Origin of the sequence: Stenotrophomonas sp. CFBP8994 (genome assembly GCF_034044835.1) — a bacterium.
GTDB lineage: Bacteria > Pseudomonadota > Gammaproteobacteria > Xanthomonadales > Xanthomonadaceae > Stenotrophomonas > Stenotrophomonas rhizophila_A.
The window spans coordinates 16,992-35,539 of record NZ_JAXCWT010000004.1 but is presented as its reverse complement, the minus strand read 5'-3'; the positions used below and the strand labels follow the sequence as shown (position 1 = coordinate 35,539).

Genomic DNA, 18,548 nt, shown 5'->3' with positions numbered 1-18,548 from the left:
TACGTCCGGGGCGGCATGGCACAATCGCGAAATGAGCCCTTCCACCCCCGTGTCCGTCCTCACCATCGCCGGTTCCGATTCCGGCGGTGGTGCCGGCATCCAGGCCGACCTGAAAGCCTTCGCCGCGCACCGCGTGCACGGATTGTCGGCGATTGCCGCGCTCACCGCGCAGAACACCCGCGGCGTGACCGCCGTGCACGTGCCGCCCCTGGATTTCCTGCAGGCGCAGATCGACGCCTGCTTTACCGACTTCGACATCCATGCGGTCAAGCTGGGCATGCTGGCCAACGCCGAGGTGATCGGGCTGGTCGCCGATGCGCTGGAGAAGCATCGCCCCACCCACGTGGTGCTGGATCCGGTGATGGTGGCCACCAGTGGCGCGCGCCTGCTAGAAGACAGCGCCCTGGACGCGCTGCGCACGCGGCTGCTGCCGCTGGCCACGCTGCTTACACCGAACACCCCGGAAGCCGAACTGCTGCTCGGCCGTCGCATCGTCAGCGCCGATGACGCGGAGGATGCCGCCATCGCACTGCTCGACCTCGGCGCCGGTGCGGTATTACTCAAGGGTGGCCACATGGCCGAAGGCGCGCGCGTGATCGATCGCTACTTCGATGGTGTCACCCGCGAGGAGTTCAGCCACGCCCGACTGCCGGTAGACGCGCACGGCACCGGCTGCACGCTGGCCTCGGCGATCGCCGCGCAGCTGTGCTGCGGCTTGTCGCTGCCCAACGCCTGCGAAGCCGCCATCGACTACGTCGCGCGCGGCCTGCAGGGCGGTTACACGCCGGGCCGCAGCGCGGTGCTGGTGCTGGATCACTTCGGCGCGGCGCGGCCGGCATGACGCGCGCGCTGGCGGTACCGGTCCAGAGCGACGATGGCCATCGCTTCGAACTGATCGGGCGCGTGCCCGCGCAGCCGCGCGCGCAGCTGCTGTGGCTGCCGGCGCTGGGCGTGTCGGCGCGCAATTACCAGGCGTTCGCTGATGCACTGGCGGCATGCGGCATCAGCGTGTTCCTGCACGAGTGGCGCGGCAACGGCAGCAGCAGCCTGCGCCCGTCGCGCACGCAGGATTGGGGCTATCGGGAAATCCTCGAGCAGGACCTGCCAGCCAGCCTGGCGGCGGTGCGCCTGCACGGCAACGTGCCGCTGATCATCGGTGGGCACAGCCTGGGCGGGCAGCTGGCCTGCGTGTTCGCCGGGCAGCACCCGGACCTGTTCGCCCGGTTCTGGCTGGTGGCCACCGGCACCCCGTTCTGGCGAACGTTCCCCGCCCCGCGCTGCTGGGCCCTGCCGCTGGTGTACCGGTTCCTGCCGTGGCTGGCGCAGCGCCAGGGCGTCCTGCACGGGCGCCGCCTCGGCTTCGGGGGCACCGAGGCGCGCGGCCTGATCCGCGACTGGGCACGCGTGGGCCTGAACAACCACTACGCCGGCACCGGCATCCACGCGGACCTGGAGGGCGGCATGCGGCGACTGCGCGGCCAGGCCAGCGCGGTGGTGATGGCCGACGACTGGTTCGCTCCGCCGGGCTCGATGCAGGGGCTGCTGGTGAAGCTGCCCCAGGTCGTTTCCACGTTGTCGGTCCTGCCCGCAGGCGCACTGGGAACCCGGGCAGATCACTTCGCATGGATGAAGTCGCCGGAGGCCGTGGTGAAGGCACTTTTTCATTCATTTGAATGAAGTCCTTCACAAAAGCGTTGACGGATGCGGCGTCGATCCGCATAATTCCGCTCCTGTTGACGCGCCCGTAGCTCAGTTGGATAGAGTACCTGGCTACGAACCAGGCGGTCGGGAGTTCGAATCTCTCCGGGCGCACCATCAACAGGCTGGCAGTTTCGCCTCTGCCGGAAGCAACACCACAACGTGATGTAAATGCGCCCGTAGCTCAGTTGGATAGAGTACCTGGCTACGAACCAGGCGGTCGGGAGTTCGAATCTCTCCGGGCGCACCATTACATCGCGGCAACAACCAGACAATGCAAGCGCGCCCGTAGCTCAGTTGGATAGAGTACCTGGCTACGAACCAGGCGGTCGGGAGTTCGAATCTCTCCGGGCGCACCATTGCATCGATGACGAAAAAAGGCAGCCACGGGCTGCCTTTTTCGTGTGCGCGTTCATGACCGGATCGGGTCGCCGGCACGTACCGCCGACATGGCCATCCGGTCCGCCTCGCGCGGGATCTCCGGCGCCGGGCAGCTGCCACCGGCATGCTCGTCATGCGCCAGCCAGTCATCGACCACGCCGCCGAGCAGGTCCAGCCGCAGTGGCAGGGTGATGTGGTCTTCGCCACGCATCTCGATGTAATGCACGCGCGGGCTGGCGGCGGCCAGTGCACGCCCCTGGTCCACCCGCACGTGTGCGTCATCCTGGCCGTGCAGCAGCAGCACGCAGGCGCGCGTATCGGCCAGCGCACGGGTCACGTCCACCGTGTCCAGATCCAGGTCCAGGCGCTGGCTGGCAGCGGCGATCACCGCATTGATGTCCTGTCCGCCGTAGCGCCAGCGACCATACGCGGCCATCGCCTGCGCCTTCCATGCGGTGGGCTGCAGCGACATCAGGTGCGGAATCATGCTGCGGATCGCATCGCCGGCATTGGCGAACGACTCCATCGCCACCACGCCGGTGACCCGGTCGCCCAGCTTGTCGGCGGTGAACAGCGCGGTGGCGGCGCCATAGGACACGCCGAACAGGTACAGCGGCCCGACCACTTCCCCACGGCGCTGCAGCGCGTCGATCACATCGATCACGTCATCGGATTCGAACGTCCCGTAGCCCGACGGCCCGGCACCGGAATGGCCATGGTTGCGCAGGTCGATGGTCACCACCCGGTAGCCGGATTCGGCCAACTGCAGCGACCACGGCAGCATCGAATCGCCGTTCATCATCCAGCCGTGCAGCAGCACCACGGTGCCACGCGGCGCCTGCGGCTGGAACGGCTGCGGCAGGGCCAGCTGCAGCCCGGTGCTCAGGGGCTCGCCGTTGTCATGCTGCTGCGCCAGGTAGTGATAGCGCAGCCCGTAGCGGCCCGGATCGAAGGCGCGCCAGAACAGCGGCACGCCGGCGCGGCCGGTCACGAACCCATGGCGGTTGGGGACCGCCTCCACCGCTTCGGCGATGCGCGCGGTATCGAGCAGCGTGGAAACGCCGCCGGGCGCGACCAGGCGGTCGCTGAGCGAGGTGGAGGCAGCGGATGAGGTGAGCGATGAGCACGCGGCCAGCCACAGGCCGGCCCCGGCCAGCGCGAGCAGCAGCAGGCGTTTCATGGGCACAGGAGTTCACATTGGGCCGCGCAGCGTAGCGACGGCGCGCCGGGCGCTCTACCGCAACCATATGACCAAACCGTGACACCCCAGCCGCGGTTCAGCCATCGGCGGTCACAGCCATGCCGACATCTGCCCCCACCATCCCTCCATCAACCCCGGCTGGCGCATCCGCTCGCGCCACCAGCGCAGCGCCGCCCCCTCCTCGCCGGTGCGCCAGGCCAGCCAGAAGGTCTCGTCCGGCTTGGGCTCCTCCACCTGCCGCACCACCAGCCGCCCCTGCGCCACCGCTGCCTGCACATAGGGTTCGGGCAGGAAGCCGAAGCCCAGCCCCGCGCTCTGCAGGCGGAACTTGCTGACCGTATCGGGCACGGTCACCGTCTCCTGCCCCATCAGCAGCCCGACCGTGCGCGGCAGCAGCCGGCGCGCGGAATCGGCCACGGCAATGGCGCAGTGCGCGGCCAGCTGTTCCCGCCCGAGTGGTTCCGGCAGCGCCGCCAGCGGGTGTCCCGGCGCCACCGCGAACACGAACCGCACCACGCCCAGCGGCTCCACCACGTAGCCACCGCCACTGGGGCCCTCCCCGGCTGCGCCGACCAGTAGATCCGCACGCCGGTCCAGCAGCGCCTCCCACGTACCCGACAGGGCTTCGCTGATCAGGCGGATCCGGGTCTGCTCGGCGACCGTGCTGAAGGCCCGGACATCCTCGGCCAGCAGCGCCGGCTGGAACAGCGAATCCACCGCCACGGTCAGCTCGGCCTCCCACCCGGAAGCCACCCGCCGTACCCGCATCTCAAGCTCGCGGGCGGCGCGCAGCAGGTGCCGGCCCTCGTCCAGCAGCGCGACCCCGGCCTCGGTCAAATGCGCGCGCGGGCCGATCCGGTCGAACAGCTGCACCCCCAGGTCCTGCTCCAGCTTGGAGACGGTGTAGGAGATGGTCGAGGGCACCTTGTGCAGCTCCTTGCCGGCAGACGCGAACGAGCCACGGCGGTCGATGGCATCCAGGATCTGCAGCGCGTCGAGGCTGAGCTTGAGCATTCGAATTTTTCGATGATGGCTTGCAAAACTATCCGTTTTTCAAGCGGCAGGCGCAAGCGGATACTGGCGCCAACAGGAAAGGGGCAGCCACTACGCCCCGGACCGCCATCGAAACCATCGAACACCCGAGGAGAACCACCATGCTGCAGATCCGCAAGAGCGCCACCCGTGGCCAGGCCAACCATGGCTGGCTGAACTCCCAGCACACCTTCTCCTTCGCCGGTTACTACGACGCGCGCTACACCAGCTTCGGCCCGCTGCGCGTGATCAACGAAGACAAGGTAATCGGCGGCCAGGGCTTCGGCACCCACAGCCACAGCAACATGGAGATCATCTCCTACGTGCTGGGCGGCGCGCTGGAGCACAAGGACTCGATGGGCACCGGCTCGGTGCTGCGTTACGGCGACGTGCAGCGCATGAGTGCCGGCAGCGGGGTCAGCCACAGCGAGTTCAACCACTCGGCCGACGAGACCGTGCATTTCCTGCAGATCTGGCTGTTCCCGGATACCGAGAACATCGCCCCGAGCTACCAGGAAACGCATTTCGCCCCGGACGCCAAGCGCGGCCAGTTGCGCCTGATCGCCTCGAAGGATGGCCGTGACGGTTCGCTGCTGATCCACCAGGACGCCAACATCTACGCCACGATCCTGGACGGCGACGACCGCGCCCACCTGGCCCTGGCCCCGCGCCGCGGCGCCTATGTGCAGGTTGCGCGCGGCCAGCTGCAGGTCAACGGCATCACCCTGGACACCGGCGACGCGCTGCAGATCACCGACGAAGCGCAGGTGACCCTGGAAAATGCCAGCGACGCCGAAGTGCTGGTGTTCGACCTGCCGCTGTAACCGCAGCGGCCCCCGCCAACGCCCCGAGCTGATCGGGGCGTTGTCATGTCTGGGCTCAGGACCCGGGCACCGGGGCGTCGTCGGCAATCAGCTTCGCCTGCTTCAACTCCGCCCAGAGCGCGGGCGGGATCGCCACCGACATGGATGCCACGTTGGCCTGCACCTGTCCGGGCGTGCGTGCACCCGGAATCACCGCAGACACGACCTCTGGCGCATCCGCGAACTGCAACGCCACGGTGCGCAGGTCGACGCCGTGGCGGTCGCAGATGGCCTGCACGGCCGCACGCTTCTTCGGCGCCCACTCGGGCACCTTGCCGTCGTAGAGGTACCGATCGCGGCCGGCCAGGTAGCCGGCGAGCAGCGGCGCACCCACCACCACCGACGCACCGTGCCGGGCGATGGCCGGGAAGGTGTCGTGCAACGCCTGATCGTGGTCGAGCAGCGAGTACTGGCAGGCGAGCAGGAAGATGTCCGGATCGGCTTCCTGGATCGCGCGCAGCGCCGGCTCCGGGCGGTTCACGCCAAATCCCCATCCCTTGATCAGACCCTCCTCGCGCATCCGGGTCAGCGCGGGCATCGCGCCCTTGGCCGCCTCGGCGAAGCGCTGCTCCCACGGCATGCCAAGGTCCTTCTCGTTATCCGGCGACAGGTCGTGGATGAAGACCACATCCAGCTGCGCGACCCCCAGCCGGTTGAGGCTGTCTTCCACCGAACGACGAACGCCGTCGGCGGAATAGTCATAGCGGTAGTGGAACGGCGACGGGTCTTTCCACATGGTGTCCTGCAGCTCGCCAGCGGTGGCGGTCAGCAGTCGGCCGACCTTGGTCGACAGCGTGTACTCACCCACCGGGTGGTTGTGCAGGTGATGCCCCATCCGTCGTTCGCTCAGGCCCAGGCCATACCAGGGCGACGTGTCGAAGTAGCGCACGCCTGCGGCGTAGGCTGCGGCCAGGGTCTGTTCGCTTTGCGCGTCGGTGGCCGGGGCAAAGCCGTTGCCGATGGCCACCCCGCCCAGCCCGAGGCGCGTGCGCGGCCGAAAGCGCTCGCCCTTGGCGGCGGCGTGGGTGGCCAGCGGCTGCGCGGCGCTGCGGCCACGTGTTGGCAGCACGCTGCCGGGCGCGGCGGCGCCGGACTGCGCCAGCAACGGTGAACTGGCCAATGCGGCGGTACCGGCAGCGGCGGCGGAAAGGAAGTGGCGACGTGCGTTCACGGCGACTCCGGGTGCGGGGGAGCAACCACCCTCGCAGAATGCCAGTGCACGGCGTGCGGGCAACACGTCAACGCTGCGGCAACAGCACACAAAGAAAAAGGCCTTCGTACTTGCGTACGAAGGCCTTTTCCATAACTGGCGGAGCGGGAGGGATTCGAACCCTCGATACAGTTTTTGGCCGTATACTCCCTTAGCAGGGGAGCCCCTTCAGCCACTCGGGCACCGCTCCAGTATTCTGGTTCCGCCGCTTCGATGTTTCTTCTCAGCGGGGGCGCGAAGAATAACGTTTTTCACACCCCGAGGTAAAGCCTTAATCGGAAGAATTTTCACTTCCCGATGCATTCGGCTCGTCGCCTCGCTGGATGCGCTGGTAAATCTCTTCGCGGTGCACGGCCACGTCCTTCGGGGCGGTGATGCCAATACGCACCTGATTGCCCTTGACGCCGAGCACGGTGACGCTGACGTCGTTACCGATCATCAGGGTTTCGCCAACACGGCGAGTCAGGATCAACATTTTTGCAAGTCTCCAGGGAACCGGTGGATTTTCCCGACCGGCTCGGCGCCCAGCCAAGGAACGCCACACGACAAAGGGAAAAGATTAGCCATAGTACCGTCAGCCCTCCTGCGCCATCAAGGAGCAGGAGGATTCAGGCGTTCAGATACGAGGGGTGACCCAGTCGACGACGGCAGCCAGTGCAGAAGCAAGGGCGGGCCCGTCCTCGCCACCACCCTGGGCGAGGTCCGGGCGGCCGCCGCCCTTGCCCCCGATCTGACTGGCGATGTGGGACAACAGTTCCCCGGCCTTTACCTTGCCCGTTGCACTGCCGTTCACGCCGGCGACCAGGGCCGCCTTACCGTCCTGCGTGCCGGCCAGCACGATCACCGCATCGCCCAGCTGCTGCTTGAGGCGGTCGATCGCTTCGCGCAGTGCCTTGGCATCGAAACCTTCCAGGCGCGCGGCCAGCACCTTGACGCCTTTGACCTCAACTGCGCCAGCGCCGAGGTCGGCGGTCGCGCCCGCCGCCTGCTTGGCCTTCATGGCCTCCAGTTCGCGTTCCAGCTTCTTCTGGCGCTCGCCAAGCTGGCGGATCTTGTCGACCACTTCGCCCGCATTGCCGCCGAGCAGCGCGGCCGCTTCGGCCAGCTGGGCTTCTTCGTGGGCCACGTAGTCCAGCGCGCCCTGCCCGGTCACCGCTTCGATACGGCGCACGCCCGAAGACACGCCGCCTTCGGAGGTGATCTTGAACAGGCCGATGTCGCCGGTGCGCGTTACGTGCGTGCCACCACACAGTTCAGTGGAGTAATCGCCCATCTTCAGCACGCGCACGTTTTCGCCGTACTTCTCGCCGAACAGTGCCATCGCGCCGAAATCGAGCGCTTCCTGCATGCCCATGTTGTGCACTTCGGCCGCATTGTTGGCGCGCACCTGCTCGTTGACCTTGCGCTCGATCACGGCAAGGTCCGCGGCACTGATCGGCTGGAAGTGCGAGAAGTCGAAGCGCAGGCGGTCCGGTGCCACCAGCGAGCCCTTCTGCTGCACGTGGGTGCCCAGCACTTCACGCAGTGCGGCGTGCAGCAGGTGGGTGGCCGAGTGGTTGAGGATGGTGGCGCCGCGGCGCTGGTCGTCCACAACGCCGCCCAGCACATCGCCCACCTTCAGGCTGCCCTGGGTGACGGTGCCGACGTGGCCGTGGAACTGGCCCGCGAACTTCTGCGTATCGGTGATCTGCAGCCGCACGCCGTTGCCGGCCAGGCTGCCGGTGTCGCCCACCTGGCCACCCGATTCGGCATAGAACGGGGTCTGGTCGGTCAGCACGATGACCTCGTCACCGGCCTGCACCGCGTCCACCGGACGCCCGTCCTTGAGCAGGGCCACCACGGTCAGGCCGTCGGCCTGCAGGCGGTCGTAACCCAGGAACGTGGTGGGCTTGAGCGTGGCGACCAGCTCGGCCGACAGCGTGACGCCGCCGCCGAACTTGCCGCCCTTGCGGCCGTCCTCACGCTGCTTCTCCATTGCGGCATTGAAACCGTCGATGTCCACGGTCAGGTCGCGCTCGCGCGCGATGTCCTGGGTCAGGTCGAGCGGGAAGCCGTAGGTGTCATAGAGGCGGAAGGCATCCGCGCCCGGAATGACGCCATTGGTCACCTGCGCGGCAACGTCGTCGAAGATCTTCATGCCCGAATCGAGCGTCTGCGCGAAGCGCTCTTCCTCGGCCTGCAGCGCACGCACCACGGTGTCGGCCTGTGCCGGCAGTTCCGCGTAGGCCTCGCCCATCTGCTCGACCAGGGTCGGCACCAGCTTGCTGAAGAACGGCTGGCGCACGCCCAGCATCCAGCCATGGCGCAGGGCGCGGCGGATGATCCGGCGCAGCACGTAGCCGCGGCCTTCGTTGGACGGCAGCACGCCGTCGACGATCAGGAACGAACAGGCACGGATGTGATCGGCGATCACGCGCAGCGACTTGTTCTCCAGGTCGGCCATGCCGGTCAGTTCGCTGGCCTTGCGGATCAGCGCCTGGAACAGGTCGATCTCGTAGTTGGTATGCACGTGCTGCAGGATCGCGGCCAGGCGTTCCAGGCCCATGCCGGTGTCCACGCACGGCGCCGGCAGCGGCACCAGGGTGCCGTCCGGCTGGCGGTCGAACTGCATGAACACCAGATTCCAGATTTCGATGTAGCGGTCGCCGTCTTCATCCGGCGAACCCGGCGGGCCACCGGCGATATGGTCGCCATGGTCGTAGAAGATTTCGGTGCACGGGCCGCACGGACCGGTATCGGCCATCTGCCAGAAGTTGTCCGAGGCAAACGGCGCGCCCTTGTTGTCGCCGATGCGCACGATGCGTTCTTCCGGAATGCCGACCATGTCGCGCCACAGCGCGTAGGCCTCGTCATCGGTCTGGTAGACGGTGACCAGCAGGCGGTCGGCCGGCAGCTTCCAGACCTGGGTCAGCAGCTCCCAGGCCCAGGCGATGGCGTCCTTCTTGAAGTAGTCGCCGAACGACCAGTTGCCCAGCATTTCGAAGAAGGTGTGGTGGCGCGCGGTGTAGCCGACCTGGTCCAGGTCGTTGTGCTTGCCGCCGGCCCGCAGGCAGCGCTGCACGTCCGCCGCGCGCACGTAGCTGCGCTTCTCGGCGCCAAGGAACACGTCCTTGAACTGCACCATGCCGGAGTTGGTGAACAACAGGGTCGGATCATTGCCCGGCACCAGCGGTGCCGACGGCACGATGGTGTGGCCCTTGCCCTTGAAAAACTCAAGGAAATCGCTGCGGATCTGGGAGGTAGTGAATTTGACGGGTGCGTTCATGGGGGCTGGCTTCATGCGGGCCGGCCGGTCCTTCGCACACGGCCCCAATGGCCGGGTGTCGAGAGCAGGACCGCCGAAACCACAAAGGGTATCAGGCCCGGGCCCCCGGGACACGTCCGGGTGACGGGCTCGCTGTGCGCCCTTCAGTCATCCGGGTCGTAGCGGGTGGCACGACGGATGGTGTCGCCATCGAACCCGCGGCGGGCCAGCAGATCAGCGGCTTTGCGGCGCTGGGGCAGCTCCTGGGGGCCCGCCTCGCCAAAGCGGCGGCAGACCAGGTCCCGGGCGTTCTCTGTCCAGTCGCCTTCGAAGGTGTCCATGGCGGCGGCGACCTGATCGCTGTCCAGCCCATGGGTGCCCAGTTCGGCGCGGATGTGGAGGGGGCCATAGCCGGTGTTCGCACGGATGCGGACCAGGTTCTCTGCAAAGCGGGTGTCATCCTGCCAGCCGGCCTCGGTGAGCTTGTCCACGGCGGCAGTGGCGGCGTCGCTTTCGATGCCGCGGGCAGTGAGCTTGCGGGTCAATTCCTTGCGCGAATGCTCACGGCGTACCAGCAGGCCAAGCGCGCGTTGGACCGGGGTCTGTTCACGGACGCGGCGCTTGCGGCCGGGTGCCGGGGCGTCTGGGTCGTGCATGGGCACCTCGATGAAATGCGCCGTCCGTGGCGCTCCCCCCGTCGGGGGAAGGTTGAACCCCGGGACAGGGCGAGCGTCACTGACGGCGCTGCCCTGCCCCGCAGGAAACTTACTCGGCGTCGTCGTCACCGTCGCTGTCACCGCTCTCGCGGGCAGCCTCGGCCGGCTGGAACTTCTCGCGCAGCTCGGCTTCCAGGCGCTGGGCCACCTGCGGGTTGTCACGCAGGTAACCGCGGGCGTTGTCCTTGCCCTGGCCGATGCGCTCTTCGCCGTAGCTGTACCAGGCACCGGCCTTCTCGACCAGCTTGGCTTCCACGCCCATGTCGATCAGCTCGCCTTCGCGGCTGATGCCTTCGCCGTACAGGATTTCGGTGATGACCTGCTTGAACGGCGGCGCCAGCTTGTTCTTGACGACCTTGATCTTGGTCTGGTTGCCGATGATCTCGTCGCCCTTCTTGATCGCGCCGATGCGGCGGATGTCCAGGCGCACCGAGGCGTAGAACTTCAATGCGTTGCCGCCGGTGGTCACCTCCGGGCTCTGGCCCGGCATCATCACGCCGATCTTCATGCGCAGCTGGTTGATGAAGACCACCAGCGTGTTGGAGCGCTTGATGTTGCCGGTCAGCTTGCGCAGCGCCTGGCTCATCAGGCGGGCTTGCAGGCCCGGCAGCTGGTCGCCCATTTCGCCTTCGATTTCGGCCTTCGGGGTCAGCGCGGCGACCGAGTCGACCACCACGATGTCCACCGAGCCGGAACGGACCAGCATGTCGGCGATTTCCAGCGCCTGCTCACCGGTATCCGGCTGGGACAGCAGCAGGTCGTCCACGTTCACGCCCAGCTTGGCGGCGTAGATCGGGTCCAGCGCGTGCTCGGCGTCGATGAAGGCAGCGGTGCCGCCCTTCTTCTGGCATTCGGCGATCGCCTGCAGGGTCAGGGTGGTCTTGCCCGAGGACTCCGGACCATAGATTTCCACGACACGGCCCTTCGGCAGGCCGCCGATGCCGAGCGCGATGTCCAGCATCAGCGAACCGGTCGGGATGACCTCGACGGCCTCGATGACACGGTCGCCCATGCGCATGACGGAGCCCTTGCCGAACTGCTTTTCGATCTGGCTCAGGGCGGCGGTCAGGGCACGCTTTTTGTTCTCGTCCATCGGATTGGTCCTTGCAGAGGTCATGTCGTTGGAGGTGTTGTCTTTGGAGGTCTTCTTGGCCACGGGGTCACTTTAAGGTTGGCGTATCGCACAGGCTGAGATTCTGCCCGGCGTTCGGAAAAAAATTATCGGACATCCGTACCAACCTCAGCCAAACCAGAGAATCGCCACAAAAGACCGTGCATGTCGTGCGTTGAAGAGATCAGCGGTTCGGGCGCAGCAGCCCGCAATAGAGGCCTTCAATGGCGAAGTCCTGGTCGGGCAGCACTTCGATCGGCTTGTAATCGGGGTTGCGCGGCAGCAGCCGGATCCGGTCCTTGCCCATCTTCAGCAGCTTGACGGTGATCTCGTCATCGATGCGCGCCACCACGATCTGGCCCGAGCGGGCGTCGCGGGTACGGTGCACGCCGATCAGGTCGCCGTCGAAGATGCCTTCGTCGATCATCGAGTCGCCCTGGACTTTCAGCAGGTAGTCCGGCGCGGGCGAGAAGAACACCCGGTCCAGCACCACGAAATCGTCCGAGCCGATGTCCGCCCCGATCGGCAGGCCGGCCGCGACCCGGCCCAGCACCGGGAGGCGCAGCACGTGGTCGGGCAGCGCAGCGGCCGGCAGCGAGGCGGGCAGCCCGTCCTGCAGCGGCGGCACCTGCACCAGCCGGATGCCGCGGGCCTGGCCGGGAATGCGACGGATCGCCCCGGCCTGTTCCAGCGCTTCCAGGTGGTACTGCGCGGCCCGCACGCCCTTGAAGCCGAACGCACGGGCGATTTCCGTCTGCGACGGCGGCGCGCCGTCGGTCTCGATGCGCTCGGCGATCAACTGCAGGATCGCCTGCTGGGTATCGGTAAGGTCCATGGTTAGTAGTAATACTACTAACACCCGAAAGTTTCAAGGCTCCGGACGAAAAAGCGAAGCAGAACCCACCGTATCCAGATCCCAACGAAGGCCCGTAGCAATTCGTAGTGCCGACTGTCAGTCGGCAACCGCGCGCAGCGCGGCCGTGTGTCCGAAGCCGCACCCGCCCCTCTTCCGGCCATCCGTCCAACGTTTAGCGGTGCCGAAGCCGCCGGTCAGGTGTCATGACGCCGTCCGAAGAGCAGCCGACCAACGGTCGGCTCTACCGCCCCGACCGCCAGATCGACACCAGTATCCACACCCCGCAGAACCCCGCCCCCACGAACCCGGCCACGCCCAACGCCAGCAGCCAGCGGCTCGACAGCCCACCCACGCTGTGCATCACGATCGACGACCCAATGATCAGCGCAGCGGTGACGATCCCCACCACCAGCCGGTTCGCCGCCCGGTTGACCTGCTCGCCGAAGCCCTGCAGCGCAGTCGTCTCCACCTTCAACTGCAGACGCCCCCGCCGCGCCATCTGCACCAGCTGGCGCACATCGCGCGGCAGGTCACCGGCCAGGTCCAGCAGCCCGGCCACGCTGCGCTTGCCGCGCTTGAACAGGGCCGACGGCGCGAACCGTTGCCACATCACCCGCTCCAGGAACGGGCGCGCGGCGGTGGCCATGTCGAACTGCGGGTCGAGCTGGCGGCCCATGCCTTCCAGCGTCAGGAACGTCTTGATCATCAGCGCCAGGTCGGCCGGCAGGGTCAGCGCGTACTGGCGCAGCAGCTGGGTGATGTTGCCCAGCATCAGGCCCATGTGCAGGTCCTTCAGCGGCACGCCCCGGTACTGGTCGACGAAGGTACTGATGTCCTGCTGCAGCCGCGATTCATCCACGTCCACGCCACCCGACCAGTCCAGCAGCACGTCGGTGACCGACTCCGGCTCCTGGCTGACCAATCCGTGCAGCAGCTGCGCGACCTGGAAGCGGCGCTGCTCGGAGATCGCCCCGACCATGCCGAAGTCGATCACGCCGATCCGGCCATCCCGCAGGTAAATGATGTTGCCCGGGTGCGGGTCGGCGTGGAAGCAGCCGTCCTCGAGCACCATCTTGAGCACGATGCGTCCGCCGGTGCGGGCCAGCCGGACCCGGTCGAGCCCGGCCGCATCCACGCCGGCGAGGTCGCGGCCGGGGATGCCGTCCACGAAGTCCTGCACATTGAGACTCTCGCAGGTCCACTGCCAGTGCACCTTGGGAATCAGGATGTCGTTGCGGCCGGCGAAGTTGCGCGCGATGCGCTCGGCATTGCGGCACTCGGCGGCGAAATCCAGCTCGCGCCGCAGCGACACCTGAAACTGCTGGACTACCTCGGACGGCCGGTAGCGGCGCATGTCCGGCAACCGCGCTTCGACGATTTCGGCCAACCGCGCGAGCAGGCGCAGGTCGGCTTCGATCACCTCGCGGATGCCGGGGCGGCGGATCTTCAGCACCACCTCGCTGCCATCGTGCAGCGTGGCCCGGTGCGCCTGCGCCAGCGAGGCCGCCGCCAGAGGGGTTTCATCGAGCCAGGCGAACACCTCGGTAGCCGGCGCGCCGAGGTCGGCTTCCAGCTGCTCGCGGACCTGCGCATACGGCAACGCCGGCACCGCGTTCTGCAATTCGGAGAATTCGGCGATCCAGTCCGGCGGGAACAGATCCACGCGGGTGGCCAGCACCTGGCCGAGTTTGACGAAGGTAGGGCCGAGTTCTTCCATCGCCCGCCGCACCCGCACCGGGGCGGTCATGCGCAGGATCTGCTGGGTATCGTTCCAATGCAGCAGGCGGCCGGCACGTTCCAGCACGTCCGCCAGGCCGATGCGGCGCACCAGGTCGCCGAAGCCATAGCGGATCAGGACCGAGGCGATTTCCTGCAGACGCCCCAGGTCACGGACGGTTCCCAGCGTTTCCCACATCGGTGCACCCTCGTTCGACAGCAGGGCTCAGGATGTCACAGCGCCGGGAAAATTCCCGTCAGCGCCTGCTGCACGGTCTGCCGGCGGATGGCTTCGCGGTCGCCCTCGAACTGGAACAGCTGCGCGCGGGCATAGCCACCGCGCTGCTTCCAGCCGATCCAGACGCTGCCCACCGGCTTGTCCGGGCTGCCGCCACCGGGGCCGGCGATGCCGGTCACGGCCACGGCCATGCCGGCACCGGAATTGACCAGCGCGCCGGACACCATTTCCAGCACGGTTTCGCGGCTGACCGCGCCGAACTGCTCCAGGGTCTGCGCGCGCACGCCCAGCAGGCGCTGCTTGGCCTCGTAGCTGTACACCACCATGCCGCAGTCGAAGAACGCCGACGAGCCGGCGATGTCGGTCATCGCCTTGGCGATCCAGCCGCCGCTGCAGCTTTCGGCGGTGACCAGCTGCAGCGCAGCCTGCTGCAGGCGCTGTCCGACCTCGCGGGCGAGATCGGACAGTTCGGTGTCGGTGGGTACGGTCATGCCAGCGTTTTAACCCGGTTGCCTACCTGGTGTCACGTGCGCAGGGTCATGGCGTTGACACGCATGGCGGTGTGCGTGCGCAGGGGCATGGCGTTGACACGCATGGCGGTGTGCGTGCGCAGGGGCATGGCGTTGACACGCATGGCGTGTCACTACGATCCATGGTCGCTTGGCGTAGGGACACGCCATGCGTGTCCTTGGGACGCCTTCACCATTCGGGCAGTTTTTCCGGAAGCAGTGCGCGGATCGGGGCGCCGTCGTCGGCGGCAGCCAGTTTCTCGGCTTCGGCGATCGGGATCTCGACCTGCAGCAGCCAGCCGTCCTCGTCGCTGCGTTCGCCACGCACCACTTCCAGCTGGTGCAGGCGCGAACGCAGGCGACCGGCGGTCGGCGGCAGGCGCAGGTCGCCACTGACGTGCTGCAGGCCCAGGCGCTTGCCCAGCACCGATTGCAGCAGGTCCAGGCCCAGCCCATCGCGGGCCGAGATCCAGACGCGTTCACGGCGTGCGGTATCGGGAATGCCGTCCTGGGCGTCGTGGCGGACCTCGCTGCCTTCGATGCGGTCGATCTTGTTGAACACCAGCAGCTGCGGCAGTTCGCCCGCACCCACTTCGTTGAGCACTTCGTCGACCTGCGCGATGCGCTCCTCACGGTGCGGATCGGCCGCATCGACCACGTGCAGCAGGAAGTCGGCCTCGCGCGCTTCGCTCAGGGTCGCGCGGAACGCGGCCACCAGTTCGTGCGGCAGGTCGCGGACGAAGCCCACCGTATCGGCCAACACCACGTTGCCACCCGGCACCGCGATGCGGCGCACGGTCGGGTCCAGCGTGGCGAACAGCTTGTCGGCGGCGTACGCCTCCGCACCGGTCAGCGCATTGAACAGCGTCGACTTGCCGGCATTGGTATAGCCCACCAGCGCCACGCGCGGCAGTTCGCTGCGCACGCGGGCACGGCGCATCTGGGTGCGCTGCACTTCGACCTTTTCCAGCCGCTTCTGCAGCTGTTCCACCCGCTTCTGCAGCAGGCGGCGGTCGGTTTCGAGCTGGGTTTCACCCGGACCGCGCAGGCCGATGGCACCGCCGCGCTGGCGCTCCAGGTGGGTCCAGCCACGGACCAGCCGGGTGGACATGTGGCGCAGCTGCGCCAGTTCCACCTGCAGCTTGCCTTCGTGGCTGTGCGCACGCTGGGCGAAGATGTCCAGGATCAGGCCGGTGCGGTCGATCACCCGGCGCTCCAGGAAGCGCTCCAGGTTGCGCTCCTGCGAGGGCGAGAGCGCATGGTTGACCAGCACCAGGTCGGCGCCGGTGGCCTCGGCGGCCGCCTTGATCTCGTCCAGCTTGCCCGAGCCGATCAGGATCGACGGGTTGGGCCGGTCGATGCGCGCGGTCAAGGTGGCGGCGATGCTGGCCCCGGCAGAGCGGGCCAGATCGGTGAATTCTTCCAGCACATCGTCTTCCAGCCGGCCGGAATGCGGCTGGATCAGGAGCGCGTGTTCGCCTCGCTTGGAACGGTCAAACACGCGCGTCTCCGCAGTTGCTTACTTCATTCAACGTCGTCTTCTTCCTGGGCGCCGTCGGCGCCACCTTCATTGGACTGCACATAGCCACCACCGGGGCCCACCCGGACGTTGCGTGCCGGCACCACGGTCGAAATGGCGTGCTTGTACACCATCTGGCTGACCGTATTGCGCAGCAGGACAACGAACTGGTCGAACGATTCGATCGTTCCCTGCAATTTGATGCCATTGACCAGATACACCGACACCGGCACGCGTTCGCGCCGAAGTGCATTCAGAAACGGATCCTGCAGCGATTGCCCCTTGGACATTGCACACTCCTCATTATTGTTTTTATGGTCTTCCGGCAACTGCCACGGCCCCCGCCACCGGAACCCCCGATGGTACACGGGCCAAGGGCAAGGCGCTGTGGCTCAACGGGCAACAAAGGCCGCTACGGCATCTGCCAGGGAATCCCCGTCTACATGGGGATCGAACCAGCGTGCATCAAGCTCGCCGCGCAGCCAGGTCAACTGGCGCTTGGCCAGCTGCCGGGTGGCCTGGATGGCCTTGTCGCGGAAGTCACGGGCACTGCCCTGCCCGTCCAGGAACTCCCAGGCCTGGCGATAGCCGACCGCCCGGACCGCCGGCAGGTCCAGCGGCGCCGCCACCGCCGCCATCTCCGGCAGAGCACGCAGTGCCCGCACCTCGTCCAGGAAACCCTGGGCGAGCATGTTGTCGAACCGGGTTTCGATGCGCTGGTGGAGCACGCTGCGCTCGCGCGGGGCCAGCACCAGCTTCAGGCAGCGCACTGGCAGCCGATCCACGCCGGGCAGCTTCTGCCATTCGCTGATCGGCGTGCCGGTGAGGCGATACACCTCCAGCGCGCGCTGGATGCGCTGCGGGTCGGTCGCATGGATGCGCGCTGCAGCGGCGGGGTCGATCCCGGCCAGCTCAGCATGCAGGGCGGGCCATCCGCGTTCAGCGGCCTCGGCACCAATCGCCACGCGGGTAGCCGGGTCGGCCGGCGGCATCGGCGACAGCCCCTGCAGCAGCGCGTGGAAGTACAAGCCGGTGCCGCCTGCCAGGATCGGCATGCGTCCGCGCGCGACGATGTCGGCCACCACGCGGGCGGCATCAACGGCGAATTCCGCCGCTGAATAGGTCTGCCACGGATCGCGCAGGTCGAGCAGGTGGTGCGGCGCCTGCGCGCGCTCGGCGGCATCGGGCTTGGCCGAGCCGATATCCAGCCCGCGATACACCAGCGCCGAATCGACGCTGACGATCTCTCCGTCCAGCCGCCGCGCCAGTGCGATGGCGGTGGCGGTCTTGCCCGACGCGGTCGGGCCCATCACCGCGATCGCCAGCGGGCGCCGGTCGGCGCCCATCAGCCCTCGTCCGGCCAGCGCGGCATCGCCGGCGCGGCATCCACCCGCGGCATCGGCACCGCATCCACCGCTGCCCACACTTTCAGGGCGTCCACGGTGGCGGCGACGTCGTGCACGCGCAGGATCGTGGCGCCGCGTTGGGCGGCGATCAGGTGCGCGGCGACCGAGCCGGCCACGCGCTCGCGCGGCGCCTCGCGCCCGGTCAGTTCGCCAATGCTGCGCTTGCGCGACAGGCCGGCCAGCATCGGCACGCCCAGTTCCAGGAAGCGCGCCGAGCGCGCCAGCAGGATCATGTTGTGGTCGGTGGTCTTGCCGAAGCCGAAGCCCAGGTCGATCACCAGGTTCTTCTTTGCAATGCCGGCCATCTCGGCCGAGAACATCCGATCGACCAGGAAGCGGTGCACCTCGGCCACGACGTCGTCGTAGTGCGGGGTGTCCTGCATGCTGCCGGGCTCGCCCTGCATGTGCATCAGCACCACCGGCACGCCCAGTTCGGCGGCGGCGGCCAAGGCCCCGTCCTGCCGCAGTGCATGGATGTCGTTGATCATGCCGGCACCGGCGGCCACGGCCGCGCGCATCACCTCCGGCTTGAAGGTGTCAATGCTGATCGGCACCTGCGTCTGGCGCGCAAGCTGTTCGATCACCGGGACCACCCGGCGCAGCTCTTCTTCCAGTGGCACCGGTGCGGCCCCGGGGCGGGTCGATTCACCGCCGATGTCGAGCAGGTCAGCGCCTTCGGCCACCAGCTGCAAGCCGTGCGCGACCGCCGCTTCGGTATTGTCGTGCGCGCCGCCATCCGAGAAAGAATCCGGGGTGACGTTGACGATGCCCATGACGCGCGGGCGGTCCAGCCGCAACACGCGGCCGCCGCAGTCCAGCTGGGGAGAAGTATCGAACATGGGCCTTCC

The 18,548-nt window shown here is 67.6% G+C and carries 17 protein-coding genes and 4 tRNA genes; 6 read left to right on the top strand and 15 right to left on the bottom strand.

Annotated elements, in window-relative coordinates:
* Positions 1-31 precede the first annotated feature (31 nt).
* The 5 genes from thiD (at position 32) to SOM39_RS12200 (ending at position 2,057) form a co-directional block, all read left to right on the top strand.
* The gene (thiD, locus tag SOM39_RS12220; RefSeq protein WP_210132277.1) at positions 32-841 is read left to right on the top strand and encodes a bifunctional hydroxymethylpyrimidine kinase/phosphomethylpyrimidine kinase; all 810 of its coding nucleotides are present in this window, start codon (positions 32-34) and stop codon (positions 839-841) included.
* Positions 838-1,677: an alpha/beta fold hydrolase gene (locus SOM39_RS12215; protein ID WP_093534130.1), complete on the top strand. Its 840-nt coding sequence runs from the start codon at positions 838-840 to the stop codon at positions 1,675-1,677. Before thiD ends, SOM39_RS12215 begins: the two co-directional genes overlap by 4 nt.
* Before the next feature lie 61 nt (positions 1,678-1,738).
* Positions 1,739-1,815, top strand: a tRNA-Arg gene (locus tag SOM39_RS12210).
* 56 nt (positions 1,816-1,871) lie between these two features.
* A tRNA-Arg gene (locus tag SOM39_RS12205) sits at positions 1,872-1,948 on the top strand.
* A gap of 32 nt (positions 1,949-1,980) precedes the next feature.
* Positions 1,981-2,057, top strand: a tRNA-Arg gene (locus tag SOM39_RS12200).
* Between the two features lie 53 nt (positions 2,058-2,110).
* Here the strand turns inward: SOM39_RS12200 and SOM39_RS12195 are convergent.
* Complete coding sequence (locus SOM39_RS12195) at positions 2,111-3,259, bottom strand: alpha/beta fold hydrolase (RefSeq protein ID WP_320458493.1); 1,149 nt, start codon at positions 3,257-3,259, stop codon at positions 2,111-2,113.
* 111 nt (positions 3,260-3,370) lie between these two features.
* Entirely contained in the window at positions 3,371-4,294 is a 924-nt protein-coding gene (locus tag SOM39_RS12190; RefSeq protein WP_320458492.1) for a LysR family transcriptional regulator, read from the bottom strand.
* A gap of 140 nt (positions 4,295-4,434) precedes the next feature.
* Between SOM39_RS12190 and SOM39_RS12185 the strand changes: the two genes are divergently transcribed.
* Positions 4,435-5,136 (top strand): pirin family protein, encoded by a 702-nt coding sequence (locus tag SOM39_RS12185; protein ID WP_068850916.1) that lies wholly within the window; start codon positions 4,435-4,437, stop codon positions 5,134-5,136.
* Positions 5,137-5,191: 55 nt separating this feature from the next.
* On the opposite strand, the gene SOM39_RS12180 is transcribed toward SOM39_RS12185, so the two are convergent.
* The 13 genes from SOM39_RS12180 to folP all read right to left on the bottom strand — a co-directional run bounded on the left by SOM39_RS12180 (position 5,192) and on the right by folP (position 18,539).
* Entirely contained in the window at positions 5,192-6,346 is a 1,155-nt protein-coding gene (locus tag SOM39_RS12180; protein WP_320458491.1) for an aldo/keto reductase, read from the bottom strand.
* A gap of 136 nt (positions 6,347-6,482) precedes the next feature.
* Positions 6,483-6,575: transfer RNA gene (locus SOM39_RS12175), tRNA-Ser, on the bottom strand.
* Between the two features lie 81 nt (positions 6,576-6,656).
* Entirely contained in the window at positions 6,657-6,860 is a 204-nt protein-coding gene (gene csrA, locus SOM39_RS12170) for a carbon storage regulator CsrA (protein WP_068850911.1), read from the bottom strand.
* Positions 6,861-7,001: 141 nt separating this feature from the next.
* The gene (gene alaS, locus SOM39_RS12165; RefSeq protein WP_320458490.1) at positions 7,002-9,650 is read right to left on the bottom strand and encodes an alanine--tRNA ligase; all 2,649 of its coding nucleotides are present in this window, start codon (positions 9,648-9,650) and stop codon (positions 7,002-7,004) included.
* A 143-nt stretch (positions 9,651-9,793) separates the two neighbouring features.
* Positions 9,794-10,285, bottom strand: a complete 492-nt coding sequence (gene recX / locus SOM39_RS12160) for a recombination regulator RecX (RefSeq protein WP_320458489.1) — start codon at positions 10,283-10,285, stop codon at positions 9,794-9,796.
* Positions 10,286-10,394: 109 nt separating this feature from the next.
* Entirely contained in the window at positions 10,395-11,438 is a 1,044-nt protein-coding gene (recA, locus tag SOM39_RS12155) for a recombinase RecA (RefSeq protein WP_068850903.1), read from the bottom strand.
* Between the two features lie 202 nt (positions 11,439-11,640).
* A complete protein-coding gene (gene lexA / locus SOM39_RS12150; protein ID WP_249834059.1) occupies positions 11,641-12,291 on the bottom strand; it encodes a transcriptional repressor LexA in 651 nt (216 codons plus the stop codon).
* Positions 12,292-12,553: 262 nt separating this feature from the next.
* Positions 12,554-14,227 carry a 2-polyprenylphenol 6-hydroxylase gene (gene ubiB / locus SOM39_RS12145; RefSeq protein ID WP_320458488.1) on the bottom strand — a complete coding sequence of 558 codons (1,674 nt, stop codon included), beginning with the start codon at positions 14,225-14,227 and terminating at the stop codon, positions 12,554-12,556.
* A 35-nt stretch (positions 14,228-14,262) separates the two neighbouring features.
* Positions 14,263-14,757: a CinA family protein gene (locus tag SOM39_RS12140; protein WP_217535972.1), complete on the bottom strand. Its 495-nt coding sequence runs from the start codon at positions 14,755-14,757 to the stop codon at positions 14,263-14,265.
* A 208-nt stretch (positions 14,758-14,965) separates the two neighbouring features.
* The gene (hflX, locus tag SOM39_RS12135; protein ID WP_068850890.1) at positions 14,966-16,276 is read right to left on the bottom strand and encodes a ribosome rescue GTPase HflX; all 1,311 of its coding nucleotides are present in this window, start codon (positions 16,274-16,276) and stop codon (positions 14,966-14,968) included.
* A 23-nt stretch (positions 16,277-16,299) separates the two neighbouring features.
* Positions 16,300-16,584 (bottom strand): RNA chaperone Hfq, encoded by a 285-nt coding sequence (gene hfq / locus SOM39_RS12130; protein ID WP_068850887.1) that lies wholly within the window; start codon positions 16,582-16,584, stop codon positions 16,300-16,302.
* A 102-nt stretch (positions 16,585-16,686) separates the two neighbouring features.
* A complete protein-coding gene (gene miaA / locus SOM39_RS12125; protein ID WP_320458487.1) occupies positions 16,687-17,640 on the bottom strand; it encodes a tRNA (adenosine(37)-N6)-dimethylallyltransferase MiaA in 954 nt (317 codons plus the stop codon).
* Complete coding sequence (gene folP, locus SOM39_RS12120; protein WP_068850881.1) at positions 17,640-18,539, bottom strand: dihydropteroate synthase; 900 nt, start codon at positions 18,537-18,539, stop codon at positions 17,640-17,642. Before folP ends, miaA begins: the two co-directional genes overlap by 1 nt.
* Positions 18,540-18,548: the final 9 nt, after the last annotated feature.